The following is a 26257-nucleotide window of genomic DNA, read 5'->3' as shown; positions in this document are numbered from 1 at the left end:
GTCGCCCTCCATAGTGCTAAATCGTTAGTGCGACGCGCGCGACCTTGTCCTCAGCGACGCTGTAGTCGCCCAGATGTCCGCGCGGGAAATAGGTGCCGGAAATCACGAGGCCGACCTTGCCGTCAGCGCCGACAGACCGCACGGCGCCGGCCCTCATGCGAAACCGCGGCTCCCATGCGTCGATAGCCGCAGCTGCAGCCGAATAGACGGCCAGAATGTTCTTCCGGATGGTCTTGCTGTCGACGAGATCTGGCAGATCAGAACCGAATGTACGGCGCATGACGCGCGAACCGATGGCCGTCTGGATGATCTTGCCGATCGACTGGTCTGTGTGCTCCCAATCAGTGAGCGGCCTTCCGGTTACGGCGCTTATTCCTGCCGAGTCTCGCATGGGGCTTTTCCTTGATGTCAGCAGGGACATACGGCGCGACAACGCGTCCGCGCGGAGGCGTCAGTTCGGCAGCCTGCTCGTCGGTCAGCGCAAAAGGCTCCCCGGCTGTGCGCCAGTGACCAGCAACCTCGCAGTCGTGCTTTGTCGTGTAGAGTTTCATGAGATCTCCTGAGGTCACTCGCATTCCCACCGCGACGCGCCGGAAATAAGGGAAGCCCCGCATGCGGTAGAGTCCCCATGCCGCGCTATGTCAGCGCCTTCGCACTTCCAGCGGCCAGAGCCTTCGGTGATTGCGTTTACTCCGTGGATTGGGCAGGCGTAGAGATCACCCTTCCTGGCGATCAGCTTGCCTTCGCATTTCCACTTTGATGCCGAAGTGATGACGGAGCCGCCGTGCGAACCGGCGTCTCCAAGACGCACGATCCGCGGCATCAGGCCAGATGCCCGTTGGACGCGGTCAGGGTCATGGTGGCACCATTCATGGAGATAGCCTCCCCGCTCGCCCCGATTACCGTGTCGCCAATCTTGATGTGGAAAGGCACGTCTGCGTTCTCGCGAGCGTTCTCTTCGCTGTAGGTCGAGAGGTCGATGGTCGCGTCCGCCAGATCTCCACTCTCGGAGTGAACGTCGACCTGTTCCCCAGCCGACAGGATGACGTCGATCTTGACGCCTCCGGCGCCGAGCGTTCTGGGCCGTATCCACGGAGTCAGGTATGGCTTTCCGCCTTGCTCCCCGAGTTTCACGCGGTATTTTCCAGCGTTGTCGCCAGTCCCGACTTCAGCCACCTTTCCGGTTCGCTTTCGGTTCCGCCCTCGTCGCTCGATCTCAGCCAGGCGCCCGTAGATATTCGCGATCTGGTCAGGAAGGTTGTCCGGTATCATGCGGCCCCCTACGAGACAGGCACAACTGGAGCGGCGCCGACCTCAACAATGGCGATATCGCCCTCGACGCCGTCAGGCGGCACGATCAGAAGGTTCTCGCCCTCTGTCATCGTGATGCCGTAGCGGCGGAGTTCCGTCTGCCAATCCGTCTCCAAGCCGGCAAGCTGCGCCTGCATCAGCGCCACCTGTGCATTCAGCACAGGGTCACTGACGGTAGCAGCCTTGGCGAAGAACAGCGCCATCGGGCTTTCGGGCTTCAGGGCCCTGCCGCGAACCGGGTCAGGCATCAGCATGACGGTAAGCTTGATCTGCTGGGCAGCCAGCCGGACGCCGGACCCGTCGCTACTCGTGCGGGCCCGTTCGATCAGACCGTTGCCCATGTGGAACTTGCGGAAAATCTCCGCCCATTCATTCTCAGGGTCGGACAGCGTGTCGCCGATCTGGCGCGCAACCACGTCCAACAGAAATTCAAACGCGGCGTCTGTCGCCGGGATTCCAACGCCTACCAGCGTCGTTTCGCCGGTTTCTTCGTTGAGTTCGGTATGCGCCGCCGTCACGCCCATTTCGAACAGAAAGTCCGTCGCGCCGTTGTCAGTCCACGAACGGAGCATATTCTCCTCGGACTTCGCCGCGTCGGCATACACCGAAATGAACGGCTTCTCCTCGTCCGTCCGCAACTCGCCGTCAGCCGTGATATCAAGTGCGCCGATCTGGCTGTCCAGAACGTTGTCGCCGACCAGCGTCTTTCCGCGCAGCGCATAGACCGCGGCCAGGCGCGCAGCAATTCGTGTCAGGGACATGGGGTGGTCCTTGCGTGTGGGCTACGCTTCATTCAAGTTCAGAACGATCCGTGTATGGCTGCGGTCGTCGACGTCAGCCACTTCAAACCAAGGCTCACCCCATCGTGACAGGGCCTTCACCTTGTCGCCCTGCTTTGGCTGGGGCCCCGCGTAGGTCGTGCGATCGATATGCAACTGCGCCTTATCGGCGACGATCCGCGTTCTCCATCCCGCATCCCGACTACCGGCCACGGAAGTATTCTTCCCCTCGCCGACCCGCAGGACGGCTTCAATCTCTATGGCCGGCCTCGTCGGGTCGACGGGGCCACCGGCTTTCGTCAGAAACGACAAACGCACCGGCTCCGCGAACTTATCGTCCACGGCAGCCAGCACCTTGTCGCGCAGTTCGTGAAAGCGGGCAGAAACTGGCATATTATCAATCTCCGCCCGTTTTCTAGTTAGGTGTTCTTGGCGCGCAGCAGGGCGGCAGGACGCGTGCAGATATGCAGTGCGTTTGTCTGGGTCTCGCCGTAGACGCCCTTGTCCATCGGCAGCGCTTCTTGCTTGGCGTAGTACTTCTTCCCGAGGGTATTGACCGTCTCCATATACGGAGCCGGGGCATAGTACGACTTGAACATGCCGCGGGCGCCAACTGGGAAGAACTTCGCCTTGGTCGACTCGACGCCCAGCTTCGTGCCGTCGCCTTCCGCGGCAACCGCACCGTAGTTCTCGAACACAATGCCTCCGAACGTGAAGATCGGGTTCTCGGCGCGGCTCGGCCCCACGTAGCTATCGCGAAGAATCTGAGCTTCCGACCAGCCCTTGTAAGTTTCGCGAACTTCCGCGTGAGAAATCAGCTGGTCAAAGAAGGTGTCGCCGACGAACGCGTGAACATAACTAAAGGGAGAGCCGCCCATATTGGTGCGAGTAGCGCGGATAATGCCCGTGCATGCCTTGCGAAGGATACCTTCTGCCGGATTGGCGTTGTCCAGGTCGAAGTCAACCTCAGCAGCCTGCGTCACGCCGAACTCGGTAAAGAGGTTCAGGCTAGTCGCGTCAGCGTAAGTGACAACGCCCTGCACGGCGCCGAGGCGGCTGTATTCGTTGGTAACTTCAAGGTCGGACATGTTGTCCATGACCTTGTCGAGAACGACAGACATGACCGTCTCGAGTTCCGACTCGGAGCCGAATTTGCGGACGTTCTGGATTTCGTCGGCAATGACCGACCATTCGCGCAGGAAGTGCGGAACCGTGAGGTTCTTCATACTGCGCTTCTGGTTGTCCTTCACGTCACCCTTACCGCCACGGGGCGTCGGGGGGACGAGCTGAAGGGCGTCACCAATTCGCTCGATCGACACGGAGGTGGTAGAAACCGACTTCTCTTCGAACAGGCCAAGAGCCTCAATTCGGCTCGGGCGGTATTCGATTTCATTGATGGCGTCGGTAAGGGAGGTGACGCCGAACGCGTCATCCTTGAATACATTGAGAATGGTCATAGGATGCTCCTAAGAAAAAGGCCGCTCTCAGGCGGCCTATTGTTGATTTTGGCTAGAAGCGTCCGTTAGCGGACGATGATGCCCACTGCGGCAAGCTGGGTATGCTTGGTAGCAATCTTCGTGCCGTCGTTGACCGACGCGTCGTAGGAGAGAGCGTCGCCCTTAACCTGCGCGGCGCGAGATACGACCGCGGCCTTGACGTCAGCCGACGTGGCGTCAACGGCGTTGACGAGAACGGCGATCGCCGTCTGCGCGCCAGCCGTCTCGGTAACGGACGCGTTGGTCGACGGCCAGAACTTGCCGCTTGCCGTGATTTTTCCCAGCACAGTGCCGGGCTTGAGGATGCCCGCGCCGGATGCAATCACGACATTGTCGCGTGCTCGGCCGGCCTCAGCTTCGGAGAGAATGAATTCGCCGTTGTGGCGGCCTTCAGTGAGAATAGTCATATCAGACCGTCCTTTCGGTTACTTCTTGGAGAGCTTGTTTGCGCGTGCGACGGCCTTGGCCCACACTGGCTGCGCGTCACCGCCCTGCTTGCCGCCATTGAGCGTCGCGCCGGCAAGTCGATTGGCTTCGTAGGCTGCAGCCGCGTCATCAGCGCTTTCGGCAGCCACGGGCGCAACAGCCAGGAGCGCCTTTGCCTTCTCGGCGTCTGCGCCATCAGCAAACAGTGCCTCAGCGAGCGCCTCGCGACCCTTGGCCTCATCGAGCGACATAATAGCGGCGCGGCGTTCGCGGTCCGCCTTCAGGGCATCGGCGACGGCCTTGGCCTTATCGGCGTCGAGTTCCGCGAGCTTGGCCTCAGCGGCGGCCTTCTCGGCCTTCATCGTGGCGAGTTCGGCAGCAAGCGCGTCCGCACGTTCTTTCTCAGACATGTCAGTATCCTTGTGATGAGCAGCGGACGACGCTGCGTCGTTGATTTTCGCCATTGACCAGCCCTTGGCCTTCGCCTGGGCGGCGAAACGCTTTGGGGCGTTTGCATAGGCGCGATAGTCATAGGCAGCGACAGGCTTGGCCTTCTGCTCGCCCGTATCGTCAGCGAAGCCCGCCGCGACAGCTTCGTCGCCGTCGTACCAAGTTTCCGCCTTCATGATGTCGCGACATTCCGCAGCGGTCTTTCCGCTGCGACGCGCGTAAAGCTTGGCATAGGCGGTGGCGTACGCCTCGAGTTCCTCGATGGTCTTCGCGTGATCCGCCGAATTGCCGTACGTCACATTAAGCGGGTCGTGGATCATCATCACGGCTCCGTCGGCTACCGTGATCCGGTCTCCCGCCATCGCGATGAGGCTGGCTGCGCTGGCAGCGATACCCTCCACGATAATGTGGACGCTGCCATCATATGTCGCCAGAGCGGCGTGGATGGCCGCTCCGTCAGCTGCGATGCCGCCACCGCTATTAAGCCGAACGGTGATGTCGCCATCCAGTCCGGCCAGGGCGGTCACGACCTCGGCATGGGTGAAGCCGTCGTCAAACCAATCGACGCCGACCGTGCCAGAAAGCGTGACTTCCTGACCTTTGACTTGAACAGTCATTTTGTTTTCCTTATCGGCTAGTAGCGTCGGAATCCGCCGCGCACCGCGAAGCGCTTACGCTTCCCAGCGCAAAGCCCTTCATGGTAGGCGATGAGGCGCTTCAACTCGCTCTTGTCAGCTTGGAAGTAGCGGATCTCGTCCTCACCGAAGCGAGCCTGCTGGACGCCATCACCAGAAACGATGGCTGTGTAAAGCGTCCTAAGCCGTTCGGCTTCCGCGCAATGGTCAATCGGCATCCACGTCCTCCGCGCCTCGCGCAACCCGACCTGTTGACGGCATTGCCGCACCCAACGGGCCGCCACCACCGACACTCCGACCGTAAGGGATCGGAATCCCCTTTTCGTTCATGTCCGCGATCTCTGCGGCTATCTTCTCTCGCGTGACAGCAGCGTCGCGACCCATAAGTGCCGCCTCGTCTTCCGTCGATGATAAGCCGAGCTCGATGCGCTTGGCCGAAGCCATGGTGGCCTTGTAGTCATCCGCCACCGGCTGGGCTGGGCCAGGCCACTCGGCATTGCAGACAAGCTCACGGTTGGCCGCGAATGCCGCGTATCCACCTTTGAACGGTATCTGATCCATACCGATCTTCTCGTCGAGCCAGGACTCGTAGATGGCTTGGCAGAACGGAGCCGCCACACGCTCACGACGGCGCGTGACGATCGGCCATACCGACGACATAGCCATGCGCACCGACGAGTAGTTCGCGTTAGAGTGGTCCATCGCGAAAGCCTCAAAGGTGATGCCAAGGCGGCGGGCCATCTCTCGCTGGAGGTTCTGCGAAAATGGGATGTATTGAGAGCCAGGCGTTGCCGCCGTGTGCATGTGGAATTCTTCGCCTGGGCCAAGGTGGTTGATCCGACCGTGGTCCGACATCGAGATGCCGTTTTCCTTCAGCGCGTCGATCCGGTTGCCCCATACGTCCATAAGGTCCGCGGCAAGATCCGGGTCATCATCCTCAAGCGTCCTGATTGCCTCGAAAGCAGACTCGGAAGGCTCCGGCGACTTGATCGTGGCGGCAAAAGCCGTCTGCAGTAGCGCCGTTGTAAGAGTGGCGTCGGCCAACTGGTCGTACTGTGCCGCGACTTTCAGGATCGGGGCCAGGACAGAGATGCCGCGAACGCTGTCGGGGTTCTCCCCACGGTCCATAACGTGGATCACGCGACGCAGCGGGCCGTTCCACGCGGGCACATCGAAGTCAAAATCCTGCCCGTTCTCGCGTCCAATCAACCTGAACTTGGTTGGAGATCCGCGTTCTGGATCAAGAAAGATGCCCTGATCAAGGCCGATGAACTCATTTGTCTCGCGTTTCAGACGATGAGGTGCCACCAGCGACACTTTCGTGCCCGTTTTGATACCGTGCCGCCTGCGCATGCCCTTTGGCATGAAGTCGATGAGGCCGATGGCCTCTCCGCTAGCGAGATAGTACCTGATAACTCCGTCGAGATGCTCGGCGAGCGTCGTCGTACCGTTAAGGCTGTACTCTTGCGGCCGCCAGACGTGCAGATACCATTCATCCTCGACCAGCCTTGACCACGCGGTGATTTCCGCCGGCGTCCAGCCAAGTTTTGCCAGCTTCGGCCTTGCTGACAGCTTGAGTTCATCTCCAATCGTGTCGGTGATGATCTGGTCGACTGCACCAGCTATCCATCCGCTATTGTGGATGAAATCCCAGGCTAGGGCGGAGGCGCGCTCTGCCGACTCTCGGACACTAACCGCGCCATCACGGGTGACGGCGCGGCGCATTGTCAGGATGCCTGAGCTATTGTCGCGCAGGTACTGTGCGCGGGCACGCTTCACCGTAGGAGCGGCAATCTTGACGCCGGGGGCTTTCACCCGAACCCGTGGCTTGTCGCTCATCGGTATGCCCCCCATCGTTCCCGCTTGCGGCGAGGCGCGCGCTCCTTCTGCTTCCCGTCCCCGGAATCATCGGTAGCGCTCTCTTTGCTTGGCGAATTGTCGTTCGCCGGCTTCTCATCTGCCTTGCTGGATCGTCTGCGCGGCGCCTTATCAAGTTTGTTAGGTAGAGACATTCGTGCCGCCAGTGCCAGTACCAAGCAGTCCCACGCCTCATTTCGGGCGCCGGCCGTCTTGGTTTCCCATTTTCGAGTCGTTCTGCCGCCCACGGTCTTGGTGACTGCGTGCTCTGACGTCAGCTGCGTGAAGTAGTCCGAACTCAGCCCAACGGCCGGAAAGTGAATAGCCCGCGGCGTCGGATCGTTCTCGTTCGGAACGATTGCCAGACGAGACAAGATATCGTCTTTCGCCGTATCGACGCCAATGATGTATGGCTTGTCGCCGCTATTCTTTGTCCGGCTAGCCGTCTTTGGCCAAATCATGCGCGGGGCCTTCGGATCGCGATTTCCGCGACCGATGCACGCATATATCCGTCGACGCTTGCGGTCTCGAGCGAACTTGTAGACCATTTCCGATCGATGGCCCGCGCTGTCGATGCAGACCGCTTGCGCGAAGAGTTTTCGCCCGTCGTCTGTCTCGCACGGCTCTCGGATCAGTCTGTCGAACTCGTCCCATATGGCCAACTTCGACGTGTCACCGTTGATCACCTCGTGACGAGCGACCCAGCTTTCTCCGTTGGCGCCCCAGGCAACAAACGTCGCCTCGATGCGGTCATCCTGAGTATCCGCCCCGACCGTCACCATAACGGCGCCGTCCGGTAGCGTTTCCCAGTTGTACGGCTCGCATCGGCTTTTCAGGACGTCTGGATCGGCAACGTTAACGACTTCCTTGTGCGGCAGGCCAAGCACGAGGTTGACGAACGTCTTCTTGCGCAGCGGGTCCTTGTAAGCAGCTAGCCACTCAATTGCCAAGGCGGACCATGACGCATTGGGAAACAGGCTATAAGCTGCCCAGATATGGAAGCCGGCATGCCCAACGGACGGCTTGTCTGCAATCCACTCCCCGCCATTGATCATGGCGAGTTTGTCGTGCTCCTCGATGCGGCAACCTTTGGCTTCGCAGCGGAAGTGTGCGGTTTCCGTCAGATGGTTGCCGTTCGCATCTTTATCCCACCTGAAGTTTTCCCACTTCAGGCGCTGTTTCGCACCGCAATGCGGGCAAGGAACGTGGTAGTGGCGCTGGTCGCTTTCCTCAAATGACTTTTCGATGCGGCTGATGCCCTGAACCGTTGGCGTGCTGCCAAGGATGATCTTTCGATTCCAGAACGTTTCGGTTCGCTTGGTGCCGAGCGAAATCTGATCGCCCTCATCGCCCGCGCCGTCGGCTGGATAGCCGTCGACCTCGTCAAACGCGACGATGCGCACCGTGATGCGACGGAAGCCAGCCGGGCTGTTCGCCCCAACAAAGGATACCGACGCGCCATTGCGGAATATCCGCTTGTCGACCTTCTGGTTTGCCGCCTTAGAGTTCAGGTCGCCTGCAATCTCCGCCAGAACCGGCGTATCACGCAGCATCGGCGCGATTTCGGTCTGGCTGTAATCTCGAGCGTCACTCTCTTTCGGCTGAACAATGAGGATCGGAGCCGGGTCCTGGTGGATATAATACCCAACCATGTGGTCCAGCATCTTCGTATAGCCGACGCGGGCGCTTTTCATGACCGTGATCTGGCGGACAGTCGGATCGGTCACGGCGTCGAGCATGCCGTCCTGGTAACGGAAGGACTTAAATCTGCCGGTGTCTGCGCTGGTTTCGCGAGACAGATATGCGTATGTGTTGGCCCACTGACTAAGTGTGAGCTTGGGTGGCGGCTTTAGCGCTTCGCTACGGGCTCGGCGCAACCTCGTCAGCAGACGGGCCGAACCTGTGCTGTAGCGACTTGCGGAGGTCTCCGAAGTCTCTTTGCCCATCATCAATCGCCAACTCGTTCAATGCGGCAATCACTTCCTCGTCGATGATGGCCTTGATCTCTTCGGCCGACTTCAAAACGGCAGCCGAAGGCGCCACTTTCGAGCCGATACCCAGAAGCCTGTTTCTGACAACCGCGTACTCGCTGGCCACCGCCACGATTACGTCCTCAATTTCAACGACAGCGCCGCTTTCGCGCTCGAATTCGAGTTGGCGCAGAAGTGCAGCGTAGTTCTCTTTGATGCGCTCAGCTTCAGCCTTCGACCACTTGGCACCGCCTGGTGCGGACACCAACTCTTCAGCGGCTGCTTCAAGGCTCGATGTGTCCGCAAATGCGTCCGCACCTTGCTCCACCGCGGACACGGGATGCTCCCCGCTCCGCCAGTCCAGATCAAGATAACGAGGGTCAATGGTTCCGTCGGCCAAAAGCCTGATATGCTCGGACTTCACCTTCCGGCGGACGACCTTATCATCGCATCCGGCTCGGCGGGCAAACTCCCGAATTGAGATCCCAAGAGCCATGCCCGCGGACACCTTTTCAAACTATCCGATGTGGCGAAGTCGAGGCGTTCGCGCCCGCTGTGCTATTTATGCAACACACGGTCCCTATGGTAGGGGTGTGTTGCAGATGCGCAACATTCCATTCTATCACAGATGCCTCGACCCATCAAGTCACAATCGACATAAATCGAATGAAAATCAACATTTAGATGATTTTTCTCGCGCATCGCATCATGTGTTGCTCTAGAGCAACACTCAACTCAAAGCCCCACCAGCCAGCCTGCGCAAGTAGTGCGTGACGCGCACATCGAGCGCGTCCTTACCCCTATCGAAGGTTGCAGCGGTGTTGCCCGTGGTCGCTTCGGTCGGCAGGACGACATCGGACTTGACCACCTGAAACTTGTTGCCCACCCGCCGGAAGACCTGACCGTTCCAGTTGCCCTTGACCACGCGCTTGGGCCACCAACCGGCTTTCATGAACGTACCGGAAAACACCTGCCGTTGATTGCGAGGCGCTGCGCTCACACCCTTGCGGGTCTCGCGCGCCTTGAAATACTTGAGCCTGATCTCTCCACCCTTGACGGGGATTTCGTAGGCCAGCGTGACAGGAGTGGATCGTATGCGCTTCTTGACCGCCTTGGCGCCCACGCGCTTGGCCAGGCCAGACTGGTCAGCCAGCGCCCTGCCCGTGGCAGTGGCAGCCTTGGCGCCTGTGTCGTTGATTGCGCGGCTGTAGACGCTGCGAGCCCTGCCGTCGCCAAGTTCACGAGCAAGTTGTGTGAAGCGGCGTACGCCGTCGCCTGTGATAGATACGACTAGCATGCGGCAATAGTCGCGCGCTGAACATCTAGGCTGGCAAGCCGCGCCAACGCACGGATCATATAGCCATACGTCATGACAGGATACATCTCGCCCCGCGCCTCATCCATTAGCCAGTGCCTTGCCTCGCCGTCGACGACAATGGTCACGAGCCGATCGTCCTCCATCGGGCGGAAGTCGTCTTCGTAGCTAGTCAGCGTTGCCATGAGCATGACAGCCCTCGCGAGGAAGCGCACCACGAACACCCGGTGCCGGGAGAGCGCATGTAGCGCTGAGATAGCGATGGCAACGGGGGACCGCTCAGAATGCGGGTATCTGAGATGGCAGTGGCATAAAGAAACTGGCAATAGTATATTTAGCGTTTGCAGCCAGAACGCAAAGCAATCATACATTGGTATCGGCAGCAGCCTAATGGACTAGAAGAGCCGGAAAGCATCGCGGGATGCCGGAAGGCGCCGTTGGCTGTGGGGTCGCCCTCATCAAGCGACAATCCAAACCCCGCCGTAGAGGAAAGGAGGCCTATGAGCATTGAAGCAGTAATTCTGATCCTGTCTATACCTGTAACGGTTGTAGCAGTTCTTCAGATCATTGACCGCTATAAGGGTCATTAAATGACATGGCCGGAGTGTCGCCCTGCGAGGCGCTCCGGTTCCACGCACAAAAAAACTCGCTAGGTCATCACCCCTGCGAGTTTTTCTGTATTCATCCAAGATAGAGGCCTTAGACAGAGCCTTGAAGCACGATGAATGTATGTCTGATGTATGCCGGTGTCAACACTTGGGCACCCTACGATGGCAGAGTGTATGCAGGTACCGCCCCTACTACACACCATAGCAAGGTACATGGTGTCTACCACAACTACATACAACACCTGTAGAGAACCATAGCACCGGGGAGCATGCTCGACCCACCAAGCCAATGGTTAGCGGGGTCATGCTCAACCCGGTGCGATCACCATGTCGCGAGAGGAGGCGCGCCACGGCAATGGGGTGACGGGAGCGCATAGCCGAGGCCAGTGGGGCAACCCGTCGGATAAATGACAAGAGGCGCCGTTGCTACGCCGTTGGGGCGAGACTGCCACGTTGGTCCTCTTGTCGAGAGCGGTGCAAACGACGAAAAATTGCGTAGACAATAGATCGCAACCCATGCAGGAATACTGCAAACTGGGGTCTCTCATGCGTACTACACTTTTCGCCGTATTTATCTCTATCGTGGTGCCATCCTTGGCGCATTCCTACTGCTCTGAACCGTCGGCGCCAAGCTGCGCGACACGATTTGGGGCGTTTGACGACGAATGGGAGTTTGATCGTTGCAAGCGCGACATGGAGTCATACAAATCGGAGGTGGAGAGCTACATGTCGTGTCGCAACGACGAGGCGCAACAAGCGATCAACGAAGCCAACCGAGATAACGAGCGCGCAGGCGCGTCGTACAGCGACGCGGTCAGCAGCTTCAATCGGCGAGCCCGCGGTTACTGATTTCGTCTGTGGGTTTCGGAGCAGTCCTGGCGATCTCGCGAGTTTGCACGTCCGCGTTTCGGCAGCGCCCCAAATTGGAAGAGGCCGCGCAGAGGCGGCCTCCGAGATATCTATCCCTTCATTTAAATACGGGGCGACGACCACCCCGACCCGACATCAAGCCGCGATTTTCTTTTCCTCCATCACCGCCAAGCGGGCGGTCTCGTCGACGGCGATCAGTGCGTCAATAGCAGCATCGATCAGCCACGGGCCTGCCTTCTCGGCGTAGGCGGGCGCCTTCCCCATCACTATCCCAATCTCCCTTGCGGTCGCATCGGAAATGGCCAAATCAAGGACCTTCGCGTGATCCCCTAGGAGGCGACGGAGGTGGTCGACGTAATCGCCTGTCTCGACCCGCCGCGCGAGCTCGCACTCCCGACCCGCCGCCTGGGAAATCTCGCCTAGAGGCTTTGGTTTTTTTACTCCGCCGACCCACTGCGGACCCGGCACGAGTGTGTCTTGGCACTGCGCCGCGGGGACCGGGAGATCTGCGAACGCCACCGAGCCGTCCACGCCGTGCTCCTTAAGAAGTGCGCGAGCCTCCTCGACGCCGAACCGGCCGTGTCGGTCTTTCGTGCTGGGTTCCTCCCGCGGAAGCGGATCGTACATGTTCACGATAACTGGCGTTCCCGAGAATGGGCGGCGAAGCGACGTAGCAGCAAACGGTGAAGGAGCGCCTGGCCGGATACGGATGTATGACCAAATGGCTGCCTCTGTCCTTCCCGGCGCCTCTCCGCCCTTTACGCCGCGAGCGCGTTCAACGGGACGGAGCGCCCTGCCTTTTCTGGTGCGGCCCCATTCCACCATCTCGCCATCGCGGAAGACGAGATCGCCGAGCTTGATGTCGACAGTGCCGTTTCGGTGGCGCTTGACCTCTGTCGGCAGATCGGCCCGTTCATAGGTCTTCACGATACGGCCTGTGTGCTCCCATCGCTCGGACCCTGTCACCGTCCAATCAACCGCGCGAAGAAGCTCGGCCTCGGACGGGCGTGTCTCTACCTGTACCTCGTCAGTTTCGTCGTCGGTTGGCTGCGGTGGGATGTAGCCGGATCCGGGATAATTGAGGTTTTTCCAGTGCCTGAGAGCGTACACACGAACCTCGTCGCCACGATGCGCGAGACGCTCAAGAGTTGGCCAGGACAGAACGTCGGGCGCCTTGTTGTCGTTGGCGGGGACGGGCTTGGATTTTTTCGACTTGGTCGGCGCGGGCGTGTGAGAAGCGACCGCCAAGAGGGCCGAGAGTTGACTAAGATCACGATTGCTGGGCGAGTCGCTCATCGAGTTGCTCCTGTGTGCAGAATTTTGGCTTCGGGTTTGGAATGCAGTCGATCGCGTAGGAGAGCGCCGTCGGGATGCCGTCTTTCTCTTCGACGATCTCCGCAGCGCGATACCGCATACCAGCCGCCGCTAGTTGTCTTGCCTCCTCGGCTACCGTGCGAGGCACGCAGAGTGATAGCCGGTAGTCGCAGTCTCGTTTCAGCCGTTCCAGCGAGTCCTCGAGTTCCGTAATCCTAAGCCGGAACGCTTCGATGATCGTGTGAGCTTCCGCGAGGCACGAGCGATAATGCCGGCCTTGGTACTTGGGGTTGGTGGGCGCCATCTGGTCCGCCATCTCGAGCGAAAGCTGGCCGGGTCCGGTGCGGCGCTTCATACCGTGACCCATTCGCTGCCACGGCGACGGTATCTCGTTTCGTCACGGCCGCCGGCTATTGTGGCGATCGTGTTCACCTCCGGATCGATACGCTGGAACAGGGCGATTGCTCCTGCCATGTCGGCGCAGTGGTCCTCCGCCATAACCAGGATGCCGGTTCTGGCTGTGAAATCGTACGAAAGGCCATGGACGGCGCAGGCGAGTTCAGGTTGGTAGACGGGTTGGGCCATGTGAACCTTCTAAATCGTGCGGTCGTGCGTGCTATAGAAAAAGTTCCGCACGCACGATGATGGGGATTTTAATCCCCCCATCGTTCAGAGTGTGATTTGAGTTTTATATCGTGCGGGCGCACGATATTGATTTCGTTCAATTTTCGCGAGGTTTTCCAGTTTTCGTGCGGGCTTTTCGTGCGGCGCACGAACTACGCACGAATGGCTCATTCTTCTTCAGGTTCGTGCGCCCCCCCATGGACGGTTCCGCACGGCAGATTTCTCGTGCATTCGCGTCGCGAACTCGCCTGCCTGTTGCTCTCGATGGCGCTCTGCGCGTATGTCGCCGAGAACATCGAAGCCTGCGGGCGTGATCTTCCAGCGCCGCCCCTCGTACGTGACGAGCTTATCTCGACGCAGCTTATCCGTCGCTCGCCGGGCGCGGTCTTTATGGAACGAGCCATCCTCCCGCTTCCAGCCCAGTGCTTCAGCGATGGCGACGAGCGAAGCCTTGGTATCTCGATCGATGTGGAGAAGAACATCGTCCTCGTCGCGACGTGAAGCCGCGGCCAATCCTTTGACGTCGCTCGCTGACAGCGCTTGCGCCATTACAGTAGGAATGGGGCGCCCCTTGCTATCGGTCAGCCCTGGCGCGGTGATGGTCTTAAGTTCAAGCGTGATCGGATCGAAATCTGGTCCGCGGTGCTTGCCCTGCCAATAGAGCTTGATCGATCCATCTGACTTAGCGAGGGTAAGGTTGCCATCGACCTCAGCAATGAAGGCGCCGCCGCCGCGAGGGAGTAGGTTGTCAGACGTGGCGTTCTTCGTTGGGTGGCATGCAACCATGACGCAGGGGCGCCCTGGCAAAGTCGTCAACATGCGCAGGTCGCGAGCATGCTTGCCGAGTTCCGTATTGCCGTTTTCGTCGGTCCCCTGGAAGAATGCAGCAGAAGTGTCGACAACAATGAGGTCGGCCCCACCGAGAGCCTCGACCTGGGAGTGAATTGCGACCAGCGCTTCCGGCACGCTGAAGCGGTCCCGGATAAAATGAACATCAATTGCATCGAGGTTGAAGCCCGTCTCATACGCCATCCCGATCCACCGCATAGTCACGTCGTCGGGATTCTCGCCTGCGAAATATACGACCCTGCCCTTCTCGATCCCGCGCCCAGCGAGTTCTCCTCCCTCAGCTGCAAGTCGGGCGATTAGGAGCAGGACGGCTGTCTTCCCTGTCCCGGTGGCGCCCGTCATCGAGTAGATAAACCCCTTCTGCGCGACGCCGTCGATGAAGTAGTCGGGCGGGACGAACCCGCTGACGAGTTCCGCGCTCGAGATAATCGTAGGCGTCGGCTTGTTGTCGTTCGCCGCGATCGGGGCGGCCGCCAGCGACAACGCTTCCAGCTCGTCGGTCGAGTGCCCCGCATCAAGCCAATTGGACACGTCACCCTTCGGCGGTAAGCCTGGCAAGTCCACGCGCTTCACGATGGCCATCCCCTGCAGGCGCTCGACTGCCGCCCTTGCCTTCTTGTCCCCCGCATCGTCGTTATCGGCGAGTACAAAGACCTTACGTCCGGCAATAACTGAAACGTCCTCGGGCCACGAGCCGTTTGGGACGGTCGTGGCAAGGTATCCGAGCGAAGCTAGCCGGTCTGCGTCCTTCTCACCTTCGGTGACGAATATGGGATCTTCAACATTTGCCGCTAGGTCGTGCAGCCGATATAGAATCGGCTCACCACGACCAGAAAGCCAGCCGCCATGCCCGTCCGGCTGCCGCTGGAGGAATGACTTAGGCTCAGTGGGGTGGTCGTAGCGCAACACCTGGAACAGAACTTCGCCGTCCGGCGTGGTGTAGTCGTACTCAGCCGTGCAGGAGTAGCCCCGCCGGATGAGATGGGCGTCATAGAACGGCTTGGGGGCATCCTTCGATTTCAAGAGGGCCATGTGCGCGGTCGGATCGTCTGACCGCTGGCCTGGAGAGAAAGCGGGCTCGCCGCAGCGCTCGAGAACCCAGTCTTTCATTGCGACGGGGTCCTCACCGCTGAAGCAGTTCACGAGGATACCGCGAGGCGCGGACGGGTCGACAGTGATGGAGATTTCAGGAGCGCCTTTTTTATGGCCGGGGGCATGCGCGACGACGCGATTTCCGCGGACGACCTTCCCGCCGATGGCGCGCGCGACGGACTGAGGGGTTAGGGTGCTAGTGCTTGGCATTACGGGCAACATCCCCCACGAGTTCAATGAGTTTGTCGGCGATTTCAGGCGCGAACGTAGCGGCAGCGCCGCCACCAATGGCTGGACCAAAAACTCTGTAGCCGCGGTCGCCCCGGATCAGCTTTAAGTCAAACAGCCTGACGCCGGGGAGTACTTCAATGTCGAAACGGGCCAAGGTCTTTCCGCCGTTTGGCTGCGGCCGAATGGCTAGAACCCGCATCAGGACGGCCACCGCTTGTAAACGCGGCTCTCCCCAGCACCTGAGAATGTCCCCGTCCGGCCTATCAAAAGGTCGCTATCGGCGATTTCGGTCAGGCCGAGCGCATCGATGAACCGACCGAATTTGGCTTGGCCGTCGCGCTGCACGCGCTCGTCAGGCGCTTCAAGGGTGAACGAAACAGTATCGACAGAGCCGGTTTGCATGTTGGCAATGCCGACATAGAGAAACAGGTAACGCTGACGCCGAGAAAGGTTAGCTAAGACGACGCGAAACGCATTTACGGCATCGCGTTCTCGGCCGAACTTTTCGTTGAGCGCCTGCCGAACGAGACCAGCTGTCGTTGGATCGGCGCAAAAAATATCGCCAAACTGCCGAATCACGTGATTTCCCTCACGGAAACGTATTCGGCGGCCCCTCGTCGTGCGCTCGGCGGACGCGGGAACCAGGACGGGAGACCCGTCCAAGAAGCCGCAAGCTTCGCAGTCGTCTTGATCACGGTATAGCGTCAAACCGTACCCGCGCACTGGTGTAGATTCTGAGCGCAAAATTCCTCCTCTACCGGCGACGAGGCCGGTCGTGTTGATGATGGTGATGTCTGGTGTTGCGGTTAGGCGGCGAGCTCGGACGCCCTCGCCGAGATCTTTGCCTTGACCCAGTCGGCAACTTCAGACCGGACGAAGGCCACGCGTCTGTCTCCGAGTTCCACGGCAATCGGAAAGCGCCCTTCCGCGCGATATCGGTTCAGCATGCTTCTGGACATCGAGGTCATCCGGCAGGCGTCGTTCAGGCTTATGAGTGTGGGCAAGTTATCGTTGGCATGAATCATGTTCTCTCCTCTCATAAAATGCAGAAGCATCGCGCCCCCATAACTGCAAGATATGCATTAATGCCAAAAAAGTCAATACCGTCTTGCGCACATTATTGATTTATGCGATGTAAGATCACTAACACGTGGAGGCAACGCATTGGCAACGCAGAAAGAATTGATCGCTGTCGTAGCCGAAAATATGGGTGTGCCTATAGAGACAGTGACGGTGATTGATCGATATCTGGCAGAAGCTGGGCTCCGCACCAGGGCCTTACGGGGGCGAGGAACCACGCCCATGACATATGCTGACGCCGCGAACATGATCATCGCGACAGCCTGGGACGCGAACCCGAAGGACGCGGTTAAACTAGTAAAGGACTTTCGTGACCTGCCGGCGAACCGAGTAAGGGAGACGGTTTATGTGGCTAAAGACGCGCTAGGCTCGACGTTCGGCGAAGCCCTATCGAACATGATCGAATCAATTCCAGAGGAGCGTGCGGCCTTCAGCGCGCCTGATGATGCACCGGGGCATATGTCCGTACGGGTAATTATGTATGGGCCGGATCCGAGGGCGGATGTTATCTTTGTAAAAGACGGCGAGGCGAACACGTTTGAATTCGGCCCGATGTTCAGCCGCCCCATCGATCTACGTAGGACTGTGGAGTTTTCTCAGATCACGCTCGGATTCGTCGGCGAAGCAATAGCTGACGGTTTCCCCAAATAGTCCGCCCATGCCTGCATCAGTGCCCTCCTCCGCTCTAGCGCATCGGAGCGAGCATACGATCGCTCAACAGCGTCACCGACGGCATGCCCGAGCGCTGCTTCGGCGATCTCGCGAGGTGCGTGCGCGACTTCAGTTGTCCAGTCCCTGAATGACGACCTGAAGCCATGAGTTGTAAACCCATCGCCTTCGGCCGCCTTACGCGCAGCACCTAGTGTTGCATCGGTGAGCATCTTGCCGTCGCGGACGCTGGGAAAGACGAAATCGTTGACCGATTCCTTCACCATTTTCTTAAGTAGCTTCACCGCTTGATCGGACAGTGGGACCCGATGCTCTTTGCCTTGCTTCGTCCTGATAGCCGGTATGGTCCAAAGCTTTTTCTGCAGATCCATCTCGGACCAGAGGGCGCCCCTCACCTCACCACTTCTTGTGGCCGTCAATACAGCAAGCTCCAAGGCACGCGCCTCGACACCTTTCACTTCCCGAAGCCGTCCCATGAACGCAGCGACGTCGGCGTGAGGCATGGCTGCGTGATGCCTTTTCTTCACCAGGGAATTAGGCTTGTGAAGTACGTGTTCGAGCTGACCACGCCAAGTGGCGGGATTCTCCCCGCTTCGGTGTCCCTCAACTTTCGCAGCATCAAGGACCCGCTCTATCGCTTCCCGTGTCTTCTCGGCGGTTTCCTGCCTGACACCCCAGATTGGGCGCAAAACCTCCAGGACCTCTGCCACAGTGATCGAGTTAATCGCCTTCGGACGCAGAACGGCGGCATGGTTCGTCAGAATGTTACGCCACCTGGCCTCGGTTTTCGCGCCTCGCCAGCGGCCCGCCTTAACCGCCGCATCCACGAACACATCTGCATACTCGCCGAAGGTCATCGGCTTCCTCTCGACCGCCTTGCGCTGCTCTATTGGGTCCACCCCGGCCCGGACTAACTTACGGGCCTCCTCAGCCTTCGCTCGGGCCTCGGCCAGGCCAACGCTGAGCAAAGGTCCGAGGCCGAGTTGGCGACGCTTTCCGTTGTGGGTATAGTCGTATATCCAGTATCGAGCTTCGCCCTTTGTCACCAGCCAAAGGCCGCCGCCGTCGCGCAGCTTCTTCGCGGAGCTGGCCGCAATTGCTTTGACGGTGAGCACATTTCGAGTATGGCTCCCCATTTTCCTTCCCCGCAATTTTCCCCACTTTTGGGGTCGTTGCTAGTAGTAGACACAATGGTCACAATGGGCAAGGAAATCCCGAAACATCAGCATATCAATGTGTTGGAGAGATCAGTATGGTCGCCATGGATGGCTCAACCTTTCCGGCCCGGGGAGCCAAATTCTGAAAGGGGCCGCGTTGTATAGCGAGGCCCCTTTTCAGTTTCCGGACGATCCACCAAAACTTTTCTTCACAGAAGACACCGTGAAGCACGTCATGCAGACGTGCCCGTCCGGTTACATTTCCGATTACCGCAGATTTTCAGGCTGACGCTTGATGTTCATCTGGAGTTCATGGCGGCTGGCGAAGCGGCCGAGGAGCTGCAGCAGCTTGCGCTCCTGCGCTTTGTCGACACCGTTCTTCTGGCAATGAGCCGCGACGTCGATGACGGCGCGGCTCTGCGTTTTTCCGAGCTGGCGATTGTTGATATGTTCGGTCATGGCGGGCCTCCTCGTAAATCACGGGAGAAATCGGCCGGGCCGCACTTTGTTCCCGACCGTTCTTTATATTAGGCAACCATTCCGGCGCCGGTCTGGCCTGCCGTGCGCACAGCGCCATAGTCGCGCTCGTGACGACGGCGGAACGCCTGGCTGCGCTCGCGGGAACCGGCGGAAGGATCGCTGCGCATGACCTCGATCATGCCATCGGCGTAGGTGCCGGTGGCGATATCGTCGTCCGTGTCTGTGCTGGCCTGAAAGAATCCGAAAAGCATGGAGCTCCTCCCTTCATGATCGAACTTGACATGCAACGGACGAAAACGAAATTGGTTTCAGCCGATCGTCCGATAGACGCAAAATTAACCATCTTTGCTAACAGGCCGTTAAAGGTCGGCGCTTTTCGCACAGCCGCCTCATATGCCGCTGATCCACTTCAGCACGATTTTCGTATTGGTGTTTCGCCACATTGGCATTAGCCTTCCTCGACATCGGGTTGGCAGAGGGGCAATCGATGACGAGTGAAGACGTTGCAGACATAGCATTTTCCGGCCACGAGCGGCTGACGCGGGAGACGTTTGCGGAGCGCACGAAGGCGTTGCCCTTGCGCGCGCGCCTCGTGCTGAAGGGACTTCTGGACATCGAGGCGGGCACGCTGGCCATGACGCTGCCTGAAGGACAAGTCTTCGTGATCGAAGGCGAAAGACCGGGACCGGCCGCCGCCGTGACACTCAATAACTGGAACCTCGTTCACCGCGCCGTCACCGGCGGCACGATCGGGGTCGCGGAAAGCTATATGGACGGCGATTGGGAAAGCCCCGATGCCGGTGCCTTTCTCGAACTTGTCCTCATCAATCCGCAGGTCGGGCGTAATTACGCCAACGGCCCCCGCGGCCTCTTTCTTCTCGTCGAGAAATTCCGTCATTGGCTGAACACCAACACGCGCCGTGGCGCGCAGCGCAACATCTCGGCGCATTACGACCTCGGCAACCAGTTCTACTCCCAGTGGCTCGACCCGACGATGACCTATTCGTCGGCGCTTTACACGCGCGGCGCAAACGACCTCACATCGGCGCAGGTCGCGAAGTACCGCGCACTGGCGGAAGCGACCGGCATCGGCCCGAAAGACCATGTTCTGGAGATCGGCTGCGGCTGGGGCGGCTTCGCCGAATTCGCAGCCGGCGAGATCGGTTGCACGGTCACCGGGCTGACGATCAGCCGAGAGCAGCTTGCCTTCGCTCGCGAGCGCATCGCCAAGGCGGGCCTTTCCGACCGGGTGGAGTTGAAGTTCCAGGATTACCGCGACGAGAAGGGCACCTATGACCGCATCGTCTCCATCGAGATGTTCGAGGCGGTGGGAGAAAAGTATTGGCCAGCCTATTTCTCCAAGCTGCATGAATGCCTGAAGCCCGGCGGGCGCGCCGGCCTGCAGATCATCACAATCCTGCAGGAAGCCTATGCGGATTACCGCGCCAACCCGGATTTCATCCAGAAATATGTCTTCCCCGGCGGCATGCTTCCGACGCGGGAGCACCTCGCCACGCTCGGCCGCCAATCCGGCCTGTTCACCGCCTCCGACATGGGGTTCGGCCACGATTATGCCCGCACGCTCGCCGAATGGCGGCACCGCTTCTGGGCCGCGTGGGAGCGCATCGTCCCGCTCGGCTTCGACGAACGCTTCCGCAAGCTGTGGGAGTTCTATTTCTATTACTGCGAGGCAGGGTTCAGGGCGAAAAACATCGATGTTCGGCAGGTGGTCTATACCCGCCCCCTCGCCTGACCCGCCTAGTGGAAAAAATCCCTCAGGATGAACGCTTCGCAGGAACAAGATTTCTTGCAAACAGGCGCCTGCCGGCCGAAAAGACGTTTCCCACCAAGGCAAACCACATGCGAGGCTCGTCTGCCATGTCCATTCTTCCGTCTGTTCTGGATGCCATCGGCAACACGCCGCTGATCCGCCTCAAGGGGCCGTCCGAGGCGACGGGATGCGAGATCCTTGGCAAGGCGGAATTTCTCAATCCCGGCCAGTCCGTGAAGGACCGCGCGGCGCTTTCGATCATCCGCAAGGCGGAAGCGGCCGGAAAGCTACGTCCCGGCGGCGTCATCGTCGAGGGCACGGCCGGCAACACTGGCATCGGGCTGGCTCTGGTCGCCCGTGCGCTCGGCTACCGCGCGGTGATCGTCATTCCGGAAACCCAGAGCCAGGAAAAGAAGGATGCCATTCGCGGGCTCGGCGCCGAACTCGTCGAAGTGCCGGCCGTCGCCTACAAGAACCCGAACAATTACGTGAAGCTCTCCGGCCGTCTCGCCGAACAGCTGGCGAAGACGGAACCGAACGGCGCGATCTGGGCCAACCAGTTCGACAATGTTGCCAACCGCGCGGCCCATGTCGAAACGACCGCACCCGAGATCTGGCGCGACACCGATGGCAAGGTGGACGGCTTCGTCTGCGCCGTCGGCTCTGGCGGTACATTGGCCGGCGTGGCGGAAGGCCTGCGCGCGAAGAACCCGAATATAAAGATCGCCCTCGCCGACCCGAATGGTGCTGCCCTCTATAACTATTACGCCCATGGCGAACTGAAGTCTGAGGGCAGCTCGATCACCGAGGGCATCGGTCAGGGCCGCATCACCGCGAACCTCGACGGCTTCACGCCTGACTATTCCTACCAGATCCCGGATGCGGAGGCCGTTCCGCTGATCTTCGACCTGATCGAGAACGAAGGCATCGCTGTCGGCGGTTCGTCGGGCATCAACATTGCCGGCGCCATCCGTCTGGCAAAGGATCTCGGTCCCGGCCATACGATCGTGACGATCCTGTGCGACTATGCTAACCGCTATCAGTCGAAACTCTTCAACCCGGACTTCCTTGATTCGAAGGGCCTGCCCGTCCCGGGATGGCTGAAGGCGAAATCGGGGATCAAGGTCCCTTACCAGCCGGTCGAATAGGTCTCATGTCCATAGCCACCACTGCCCTGTTTCGCGACGATTTCTATCTTTCGACAAACGAGGCGGTGGTGACGGCGGTGCATGCGGACGGCGGCATCGAGCTGGACCAGACCTGCTTCTATGCCACATCCGGCGGACAGCCCGGCGATACCGGCTTCCTCGAACGGTCGGACGGCAGCAGAATAGCGCTTGGTCCTGCCGTGACCGGCGCGACCAAGGAAATCATCATTCATCGCCCGCTTGCCGACGAGACCCTGCCCATCGTGGGCGAAACGCTTGTCGCACATATCGACTGGGCGCGGCGCTACAAGCTGATGCGCATGCATACGGCCTGCCACCTGCTTTCCGTCGTCTGCCCCTATCCCATCACCGGCGCTGCCGTCGGTGAGGACGAAAGCCGCGTCGATTTCGACATGGCTGACACCATCGACAAGGCCGAGGTGACGGAAAAGCTGATGCGGCTTGTCGGCGAAAACCACCCGATCTTCGTACAATGGATCACGGATGCGGAACTGGCGGCCAATCCCGGCATTGTGAAATCGAAGAATGTGCGCCCGCCGACCGGACTTGGACGGGTGAGTCTGGTCTGCATCGGTGAAAATTCGTCAGTCGACAGCCAGCCCTGCGGCGGCACGCATGTTTCCGAAACGCAGGAAGTCGGCGCCATTCACATCGCGAAGATAGACAAGAAGGGCAAGGAGAACCGTCGGTTCCGCATCCGTTTCGGTGCGCCCGGTTCGGATGCCTGAGAGGAGGACCTGATGTCCAAGGATAAAAGCAAATTCGTCGTTTCGGCGGATTGGGTTGAAAAGCAGCTGGGCGCACCGGAATTCCGTATCGTGGATGCCGCCTGGTATCTGCCCGCGCAAAATCGCAACGGTGCTGCCGAATATGCGAGCGGTCACATTCCCGGCGCCGTCTTCTTCGACCAGGATGTCATTGCCGACCATTCGAGCGGCCTGCCCCATACCGTGCCCTCCCCGGAGTTCTTCGCGTCCGAAGTCGGCAAGCTCGGCATTGCCGATACGGATACGATCGTCGTCTACGACGGGCCCGGCATATTCACCGCCCCGCGCGTCTGGTGGCTGTTCCGCGTGATGGGCGCCAAAAACGTCTTTGTCATGGATGGCGGGCTGGACGGATGGAAGAAGGAGGGCCGGCCGCTCCAGACGGATCTGCCGGAACCCGCACCCGCCTTCTTCCGAACCAATTTCAACCCCTATGCCGTCACCTCTTTCGAGGAAATGCGCGGGATCGTGACGACACGCGCGCGTCAAGTCGCAGACGCCCGTGGTCCCGGTCGCTTTACCGGCGAGGAAGCCGAACCCCGCGCCGGCATGCGCTCGGGCCATATGCCGGGTGCGAAGAACATGCCGTCGGGCACGTTCTCGGTCGATGGCCATTTCAAGGATCTCAATGAACTGCGCGGCCTTTTCGAGGAGGCCGGGATCGATCTGTCCAAGCCTGTCGTCACCAGCTGCGGTTCGGGCGTGACGGCCGCGATCATCACGCTGGCGCTGCATTCGCTCGGGCACGAGGACAACACGCTGTATGACGGTTCCTGGTCGCAATGGGGCGGGCGCGATGATACGCCGGTCGTGACGGGGAAAGACTGAGCATGGCAAGGAAAGTCACACCCGCCCCGATCGCGGTTCATATCACCGCGCTTGAAATGACCGCTCCGCCGAAGCAGAGCCTGCCGGTGCCCGTCAATGTCCACACGGCGATCCTGAACGCGCCGGACATTCCGCTCCCCTTCTACCGCTTTCTCTATCGGCAGGTCGGCAGCCGCTGGCACTGGGTCGATCGCCTGCGTATGGATGATGAAACGCTCGCCGCGACGCTGCATGACAAGCGCAACAACATAACCGTGCTTTACGTGAACGGTGCACCGGCAGGCTTCTTCGAACTGCTCCAGCTCGATGGCGATGTCGTCGAACTCACCCATTTCGGCTTGTTCGAGCATGCGCTCGGGCTTGGCATCGGCAAATGGTTCCTGCTCCAGACACTCTATGCCGCCTGGAACCTCGGACCGAAGCGCGTCAGCGTCACGACGAACAATCTCGACCATCCGCGCGCGCTCCAGCTTTACCAGATGTTCGGCTTTTCGCCTGTGGGTACGCAGGATGCGCAGCTGGTCCCGCTTTCTGATGCCGAGTTGCTGGAGCTGGCCAAACGTGACTGTCTCGCCCCCGCCTGAGGTCGAGCACAACCTCTGGCGGGAACCGGATGCTTCTCCACTCGGCGTTAAACAATCTGAACGGGAGATAAAGGCAGGGTTCAGGTCTGCTTCAGATCGCAGATGGCATCTTCACGCCAACAGATGATCAAGAGATAGGAGACAAGCATGCAACGCCGCGCCTTTCTAACCGCGCTTTCCGCCGCCTTCGCCGCTCCGGCCCTTTCGAGCCTCGCCTTTGCCCAGGAAACGCCGTCGGCAGACGTCATCCTGCGCCGGCTCGACGCCGCCCCGACCCGGCGCATGCGCGAACAGGACCGCGTGACGATCCGTGAGTTCAAGCGCCGGCCGGACCTGCGTGGCGCCGCCCCCTCCATCAATATCCAGTCGATTAACTTCGCTTTCGGCTCGGCGGAAATCCCGCATTCGGAGTATCGCAAGGTGCGCCAGATCGCGCGCGCCATGGAACAGCTGCTACGCCGCCGGCGTCATGCCGTGTTCCTCATCGAAGGCCATACCGATGCGGTCGGCTCCTTCGAATCCAACCAGATCCTGTCGGAACGTCGCGCCGAATCGCTGAAGCGCGTCCTGGTTCGTGAATTCCTCATCCCCGCCCGCGCGCTCGAAACGGTCGGTTACGGCGAGGAATATCTACTGGTTCAGACCCAGCTTGAGGAATGGCGCAATCGCCGCGTCACGCTGCGCCGCATCGACGAGTTCGTGCGCTGATCGCACCACATATGCAGAACGTGAGAGGCCCGGAGCGATCCGGGCCTTTTCGTTTCCGTCTTGCCGCTTAAGCGACGTTGAGAACCGCCTCCGGTGCGACCGATTCGTAACCCAGCGCATCGGCGACAGGCCCGTTCGTCACACGCCCCCTGTGCACGTTGAGGCCGGCGCGAAGGTGCCTGTCCTCGGCAATGGCCTTCAGGCCCTTGTCGGCCAATTGCAGGCCGTAGTGCAGCGTTGCGTTGTTGAGTGCATGTGCCGAGGTGACCGGAACCGCGCCCGGCATGTTGGCGACGCAATAATGCACCACGCCGTCGACCTCGAAGGTCGGCTCGGAATGGGTGGTAGCATGAGATGTCTCGAAGCAGCCGCCCTGGTCGATCGCGACATCGACGATAACAGCACCCTTCTTCATACCCGACAGCATTTCGCGCGTGACAAGCTTCGGCGCGGCAGCACCGGGGATGAGCACCGCACCGATGACGAGATCGGCGGCGAAAACCTCCTCCTCCAGCGCATCGATCGTCGAATAGCGCGTATGGATGCAGCCGCCGAAGAGATCGTCAAGCTGGCGCAGGCGGGGAATGGAACGGTCGAGGATCGCGACATCGGCGCCGAGCCCCGCCGCCATCTTGGCAGCATGAAGGCCCACCACACCGCCACCGATAATGGCGACCTTGGCCGGCAACACGCCCGGCACACCGCCGAGCAGAATGCCACGACCACCATTTGCCTTCTGGAGTGCGGTGGCGCCGGCCTGGATGGAAAGGCGCCCGGCGACCTCGGACATCGGCGCCAGCAGCGGCAGGCCGCCGCGGTCGTCGGTCACCGTTTCGTAGGCGATGGCCGTCACGCCCGACGCCAGCAGGCCGCGGGTCTGTTCGGGATCCGGCGCAAGATGGAGATAGGTGTAGAGAATCTGACCGTCGCGAAGCTGCGCCCATTCGCTTGGCTGCGGCTCCTTGACCTTCACAACCATGTCGGACTTCTGGAAGATATCCGACGCTGCGGCGACGATCCGTGCTCCGGCGGCGCGGTAGGCATCGTCATCGGCGCCGATGCCGGCGCCCGCCCCCGTCTCGACGATGACCTCATGGCCATGAGCGACGTACTCACGGACCGCACCGGGCGTCAGGCCGACCCGATATTCATGATTCTTGATTTCCTTCGGACAACCGACACGCATGCGCGTTCCTTCCCAGTCTGCTTCCGTTGCT

34 protein-coding genes are annotated in these 26257 nt (G+C 60.2%); 8 read left to right on the top strand and 26 right to left on the bottom strand.

Annotation, left to right across the window (positions count from 1 at the left end; all coding sequences use genetic code 11):
• Nucleotides 1–16: 16 nt before the first annotated feature.
• The 15 genes from MNR02_RS08605 to MNR02_RS08535 form a co-directional block, all read right to left on the bottom strand.
• Entirely contained in the window at nucleotides 17–391 is a 375-nt protein-coding gene (locus MNR02_RS08605; RefSeq protein ID WP_241946511.1) for a GPW/gp25 family protein, read from the bottom strand.
• Complete coding sequence (locus MNR02_RS08600) at nucleotides 342–551, bottom strand: hypothetical protein (RefSeq protein ID WP_241946510.1); 210 nt, start codon at nucleotides 549–551, stop codon at nucleotides 342–344. The genes MNR02_RS08605 and MNR02_RS08600 overlap by 50 nt, the downstream gene beginning before the upstream one ends.
• Before the next feature lie 14 nt (nucleotides 552–565).
• On the bottom strand, nucleotides 566–823 hold the full coding sequence (locus tag MNR02_RS08595) for a PAAR domain-containing protein (RefSeq protein ID WP_241946509.1): 258 nt from the start codon (nucleotides 821–823) through the stop codon (nucleotides 566–568).
• Complete coding sequence (locus tag MNR02_RS08590; RefSeq protein ID WP_241946508.1) at nucleotides 823–1272, bottom strand: phage baseplate assembly protein V; 450 nt, start codon at nucleotides 1270–1272, stop codon at nucleotides 823–825. The genes MNR02_RS08595 and MNR02_RS08590 overlap by 1 nt, the downstream gene beginning before the upstream one ends.
• 8 nt (nucleotides 1273–1280) lie before the next feature.
• A complete protein-coding gene (locus tag MNR02_RS08585; protein ID WP_241946507.1) occupies nucleotides 1281–2072 on the bottom strand; it encodes a hypothetical protein in 792 nt (263 codons plus the stop codon).
• 21 nt (nucleotides 2073–2093) lie between these two features.
• Nucleotides 2094–2483 carry a hypothetical protein gene (locus MNR02_RS08580; RefSeq protein WP_241946506.1) on the bottom strand — a complete coding sequence of 130 codons (390 nt, stop codon included), beginning with the start codon at nucleotides 2481–2483 and terminating at the stop codon, nucleotides 2094–2096.
• 26 nt (nucleotides 2484–2509) lie between these two features.
• A complete protein-coding gene (locus MNR02_RS08575; protein WP_241946505.1) occupies nucleotides 2510–3547 on the bottom strand; it encodes a major capsid protein in 1038 nt (345 codons plus the stop codon).
• Between the two features lie 65 nt (nucleotides 3548–3612).
• Nucleotides 3613–3993 (bottom strand): head decoration protein, encoded by a 381-nt coding sequence (locus MNR02_RS08570; protein ID WP_241946504.1) that lies wholly within the window; start codon nucleotides 3991–3993, stop codon nucleotides 3613–3615.
• A gap of 18 nt (nucleotides 3994–4011) precedes the next feature.
• Nucleotides 4012–5079 carry a head maturation protease, ClpP-related gene (locus tag MNR02_RS08565; protein WP_241946503.1) on the bottom strand — a complete coding sequence of 356 codons (1068 nt, stop codon included), beginning with the start codon at nucleotides 5077–5079 and terminating at the stop codon, nucleotides 4012–4014.
• Between the two features lie 17 nt (nucleotides 5080–5096).
• Nucleotides 5097–5315, bottom strand: a complete 219-nt coding sequence (locus MNR02_RS08560; protein WP_241946502.1) for a hypothetical protein — start codon at nucleotides 5313–5315, stop codon at nucleotides 5097–5099.
• Nucleotides 5305–6936, bottom strand: coding sequence for a phage portal protein (locus tag MNR02_RS08555; RefSeq protein WP_241946501.1), 1632 nt, complete (start codon nucleotides 6934–6936; stop codon nucleotides 5305–5307). The genes MNR02_RS08560 and MNR02_RS08555 overlap by 11 nt, the downstream gene beginning before the upstream one ends.
• Nucleotides 6933–8693, bottom strand: a complete 1761-nt coding sequence (locus MNR02_RS08550; protein WP_241946500.1) for a phage terminase large subunit family protein — start codon at nucleotides 8691–8693, stop codon at nucleotides 6933–6935. Before MNR02_RS08550 ends, MNR02_RS08555 begins: the two co-directional genes overlap by 4 nt.
• 121 nt (nucleotides 8694–8814) lie before the next feature.
• Nucleotides 8815–9420, bottom strand: a complete 606-nt coding sequence (locus MNR02_RS08545) for a hypothetical protein (protein WP_241946499.1) — start codon at nucleotides 9418–9420, stop codon at nucleotides 8815–8817.
• A gap of 234 nt (nucleotides 9421–9654) precedes the next feature.
• The gene (locus MNR02_RS08540; protein ID WP_241946498.1) at nucleotides 9655–10221 is read right to left on the bottom strand and encodes a hypothetical protein; all 567 of its coding nucleotides are present in this window, start codon (nucleotides 10219–10221) and stop codon (nucleotides 9655–9657) included.
• Complete coding sequence (locus MNR02_RS08535; RefSeq protein WP_241946497.1) at nucleotides 10215–10430, bottom strand: hypothetical protein; 216 nt, start codon at nucleotides 10428–10430, stop codon at nucleotides 10215–10217. Before MNR02_RS08535 ends, MNR02_RS08540 begins: the two co-directional genes overlap by 7 nt.
• Before the next feature lie 963 nt (nucleotides 10431–11393).
• Here MNR02_RS08535 and MNR02_RS08530 point away from each other — a divergent pair.
• Nucleotides 11394–11696, top strand: coding sequence for a hypothetical protein (locus MNR02_RS08530; protein ID WP_241946496.1), 303 nt, complete (start codon nucleotides 11394–11396; stop codon nucleotides 11694–11696).
• A 156-nt stretch (nucleotides 11697–11852) separates the two neighbouring features.
• Here MNR02_RS08530 and MNR02_RS08525 read toward each other — a convergent pair whose 3' ends face one another.
• The 7 genes from MNR02_RS08525 to MNR02_RS08495 form a co-directional block, all read right to left on the bottom strand.
• On the bottom strand, nucleotides 11853–13013 hold the full coding sequence (locus tag MNR02_RS08525) for a hypothetical protein (protein ID WP_241946495.1): 1161 nt from the start codon (nucleotides 13011–13013) through the stop codon (nucleotides 11853–11855).
• Nucleotides 12988–13386, bottom strand: coding sequence for a hypothetical protein (locus MNR02_RS08520; protein ID WP_241946494.1), 399 nt, complete (start codon nucleotides 13384–13386; stop codon nucleotides 12988–12990). The genes MNR02_RS08525 and MNR02_RS08520 overlap by 26 nt, the downstream gene beginning before the upstream one ends.
• Entirely contained in the window at nucleotides 13383–13616 is a 234-nt protein-coding gene (locus MNR02_RS08515) for a hypothetical protein (RefSeq protein ID WP_241946493.1), read from the bottom strand. The genes MNR02_RS08520 and MNR02_RS08515 overlap by 4 nt, the downstream gene beginning before the upstream one ends.
• A gap of 216 nt (nucleotides 13617–13832) precedes the next feature.
• Nucleotides 13833–15614 (bottom strand): AAA family ATPase, encoded by a 1782-nt coding sequence (locus MNR02_RS08510; RefSeq protein WP_241946492.1) that lies wholly within the window; start codon nucleotides 15612–15614, stop codon nucleotides 13833–13835.
• 178 nt (nucleotides 15615–15792) lie between these two features.
• Complete coding sequence (locus MNR02_RS08505) at nucleotides 15793–15981, bottom strand: hypothetical protein (protein WP_241946491.1); 189 nt, start codon at nucleotides 15979–15981, stop codon at nucleotides 15793–15795.
• 44 nt (nucleotides 15982–16025) lie between these two features.
• The gene (locus tag MNR02_RS08500; protein WP_241946490.1) at nucleotides 16026–16406 is read right to left on the bottom strand and encodes a hypothetical protein; all 381 of its coding nucleotides are present in this window, start codon (nucleotides 16404–16406) and stop codon (nucleotides 16026–16028) included.
• Between the two features lie 227 nt (nucleotides 16407–16633).
• Nucleotides 16634–16852, bottom strand: a complete 219-nt coding sequence (locus MNR02_RS08495) for an AlpA family transcriptional regulator (RefSeq protein WP_241946489.1) — start codon at nucleotides 16850–16852, stop codon at nucleotides 16634–16636.
• 277 nt (nucleotides 16853–17129) lie between these two features.
• Here MNR02_RS08495 and MNR02_RS08490 point away from each other — a divergent pair, with 277 nt between their 5' ends.
• Nucleotides 17130–17558: a hypothetical protein gene (locus tag MNR02_RS08490; protein WP_241946488.1), complete on the top strand. Its 429-nt coding sequence runs from the start codon at nucleotides 17130–17132 to the stop codon at nucleotides 17556–17558.
• Here MNR02_RS08490 and MNR02_RS08485 read toward each other — a convergent pair.
• The 3 genes from MNR02_RS08485 to MNR02_RS08475 all read right to left on the bottom strand — a co-directional run bounded on the left by MNR02_RS08485 (nucleotide 17504) and on the right by MNR02_RS08475 (nucleotide 19464).
• On the bottom strand, nucleotides 17504–18712 hold the full coding sequence (locus MNR02_RS08485; protein WP_241946487.1) for a site-specific integrase: 1209 nt from the start codon (nucleotides 18710–18712) through the stop codon (nucleotides 17504–17506). The genes MNR02_RS08490 and MNR02_RS08485 overlap by 55 nt on opposite strands.
• Before the next feature lie 288 nt (nucleotides 18713–19000).
• Nucleotides 19001–19192, bottom strand: a complete 192-nt coding sequence (locus MNR02_RS08480; protein WP_241595675.1) for a hypothetical protein — start codon at nucleotides 19190–19192, stop codon at nucleotides 19001–19003.
• A gap of 68 nt (nucleotides 19193–19260) precedes the next feature.
• On the bottom strand, nucleotides 19261–19464 hold the full coding sequence (locus tag MNR02_RS08475; protein ID WP_241946486.1) for a hypothetical protein: 204 nt from the start codon (nucleotides 19462–19464) through the stop codon (nucleotides 19261–19263).
• Nucleotides 19465–19700: 236 nt separating this feature from the next.
• On the opposite strand from MNR02_RS08475, the gene MNR02_RS08470 reads away from it, so the two are divergent.
• The 6 genes from MNR02_RS08470 (at nucleotide 19701) to MNR02_RS08445 (ending at nucleotide 25040) form a co-directional block, all read left to right on the top strand.
• Nucleotides 19701–20966, top strand: coding sequence for a cyclopropane-fatty-acyl-phospholipid synthase family protein (locus tag MNR02_RS08470; RefSeq protein WP_241946485.1), 1266 nt, complete (start codon nucleotides 19701–19703; stop codon nucleotides 20964–20966).
• 125 nt (nucleotides 20967–21091) lie between these two features.
• Nucleotides 21092–22132 carry a cysteine synthase A gene (locus MNR02_RS08465; RefSeq protein WP_241946484.1) on the top strand — a complete coding sequence of 347 codons (1041 nt, stop codon included), beginning with the start codon at nucleotides 21092–21094 and terminating at the stop codon, nucleotides 22130–22132.
• A gap of 5 nt (nucleotides 22133–22137) precedes the next feature.
• The gene (locus MNR02_RS08460) at nucleotides 22138–22881 is read left to right on the top strand and encodes an alanyl-tRNA editing protein (protein WP_370879848.1); all 744 of its coding nucleotides are present in this window, start codon (nucleotides 22138–22140) and stop codon (nucleotides 22879–22881) included.
• 12 nt (nucleotides 22882–22893) lie between these two features.
• The gene (gene sseA / locus MNR02_RS08455; RefSeq protein WP_241946483.1) at nucleotides 22894–23748 is read left to right on the top strand and encodes a 3-mercaptopyruvate sulfurtransferase; all 855 of its coding nucleotides are present in this window, start codon (nucleotides 22894–22896) and stop codon (nucleotides 23746–23748) included.
• Between the two features lie 2 nt (nucleotides 23749–23750).
• The gene (locus tag MNR02_RS08450) at nucleotides 23751–24332 is read left to right on the top strand and encodes a GNAT family N-acetyltransferase (protein ID WP_241946482.1); all 582 of its coding nucleotides are present in this window, start codon (nucleotides 23751–23753) and stop codon (nucleotides 24330–24332) included.
• Nucleotides 24333–24479: 147 nt separating this feature from the next.
• Nucleotides 24480–25040 carry an OmpA family protein gene (locus MNR02_RS08445; protein ID WP_134651861.1) on the top strand — a complete coding sequence of 187 codons (561 nt, stop codon included), beginning with the start codon at nucleotides 24480–24482 and terminating at the stop codon, nucleotides 25038–25040.
• 67 nt (nucleotides 25041–25107) lie between these two features.
• Here the strand turns inward: MNR02_RS08445 and ald are convergent, their stop codons facing one another.
• The gene (gene ald / locus MNR02_RS08440) at nucleotides 25108–26226 is read right to left on the bottom strand and encodes an alanine dehydrogenase (RefSeq protein ID WP_241946481.1); all 1119 of its coding nucleotides are present in this window, start codon (nucleotides 26224–26226) and stop codon (nucleotides 25108–25110) included.
• Nucleotides 26227–26257: the final 31 nt, after the last annotated feature.

This window comes from Shinella sp. H4-D48 (genome assembly GCF_022637395.1).
GTDB lineage: Bacteria > Pseudomonadota > Alphaproteobacteria > Rhizobiales > Rhizobiaceae > Shinella > Shinella sedimenti.
This window is presented reverse-complemented; position numbering and strand designations above follow the sequence as displayed.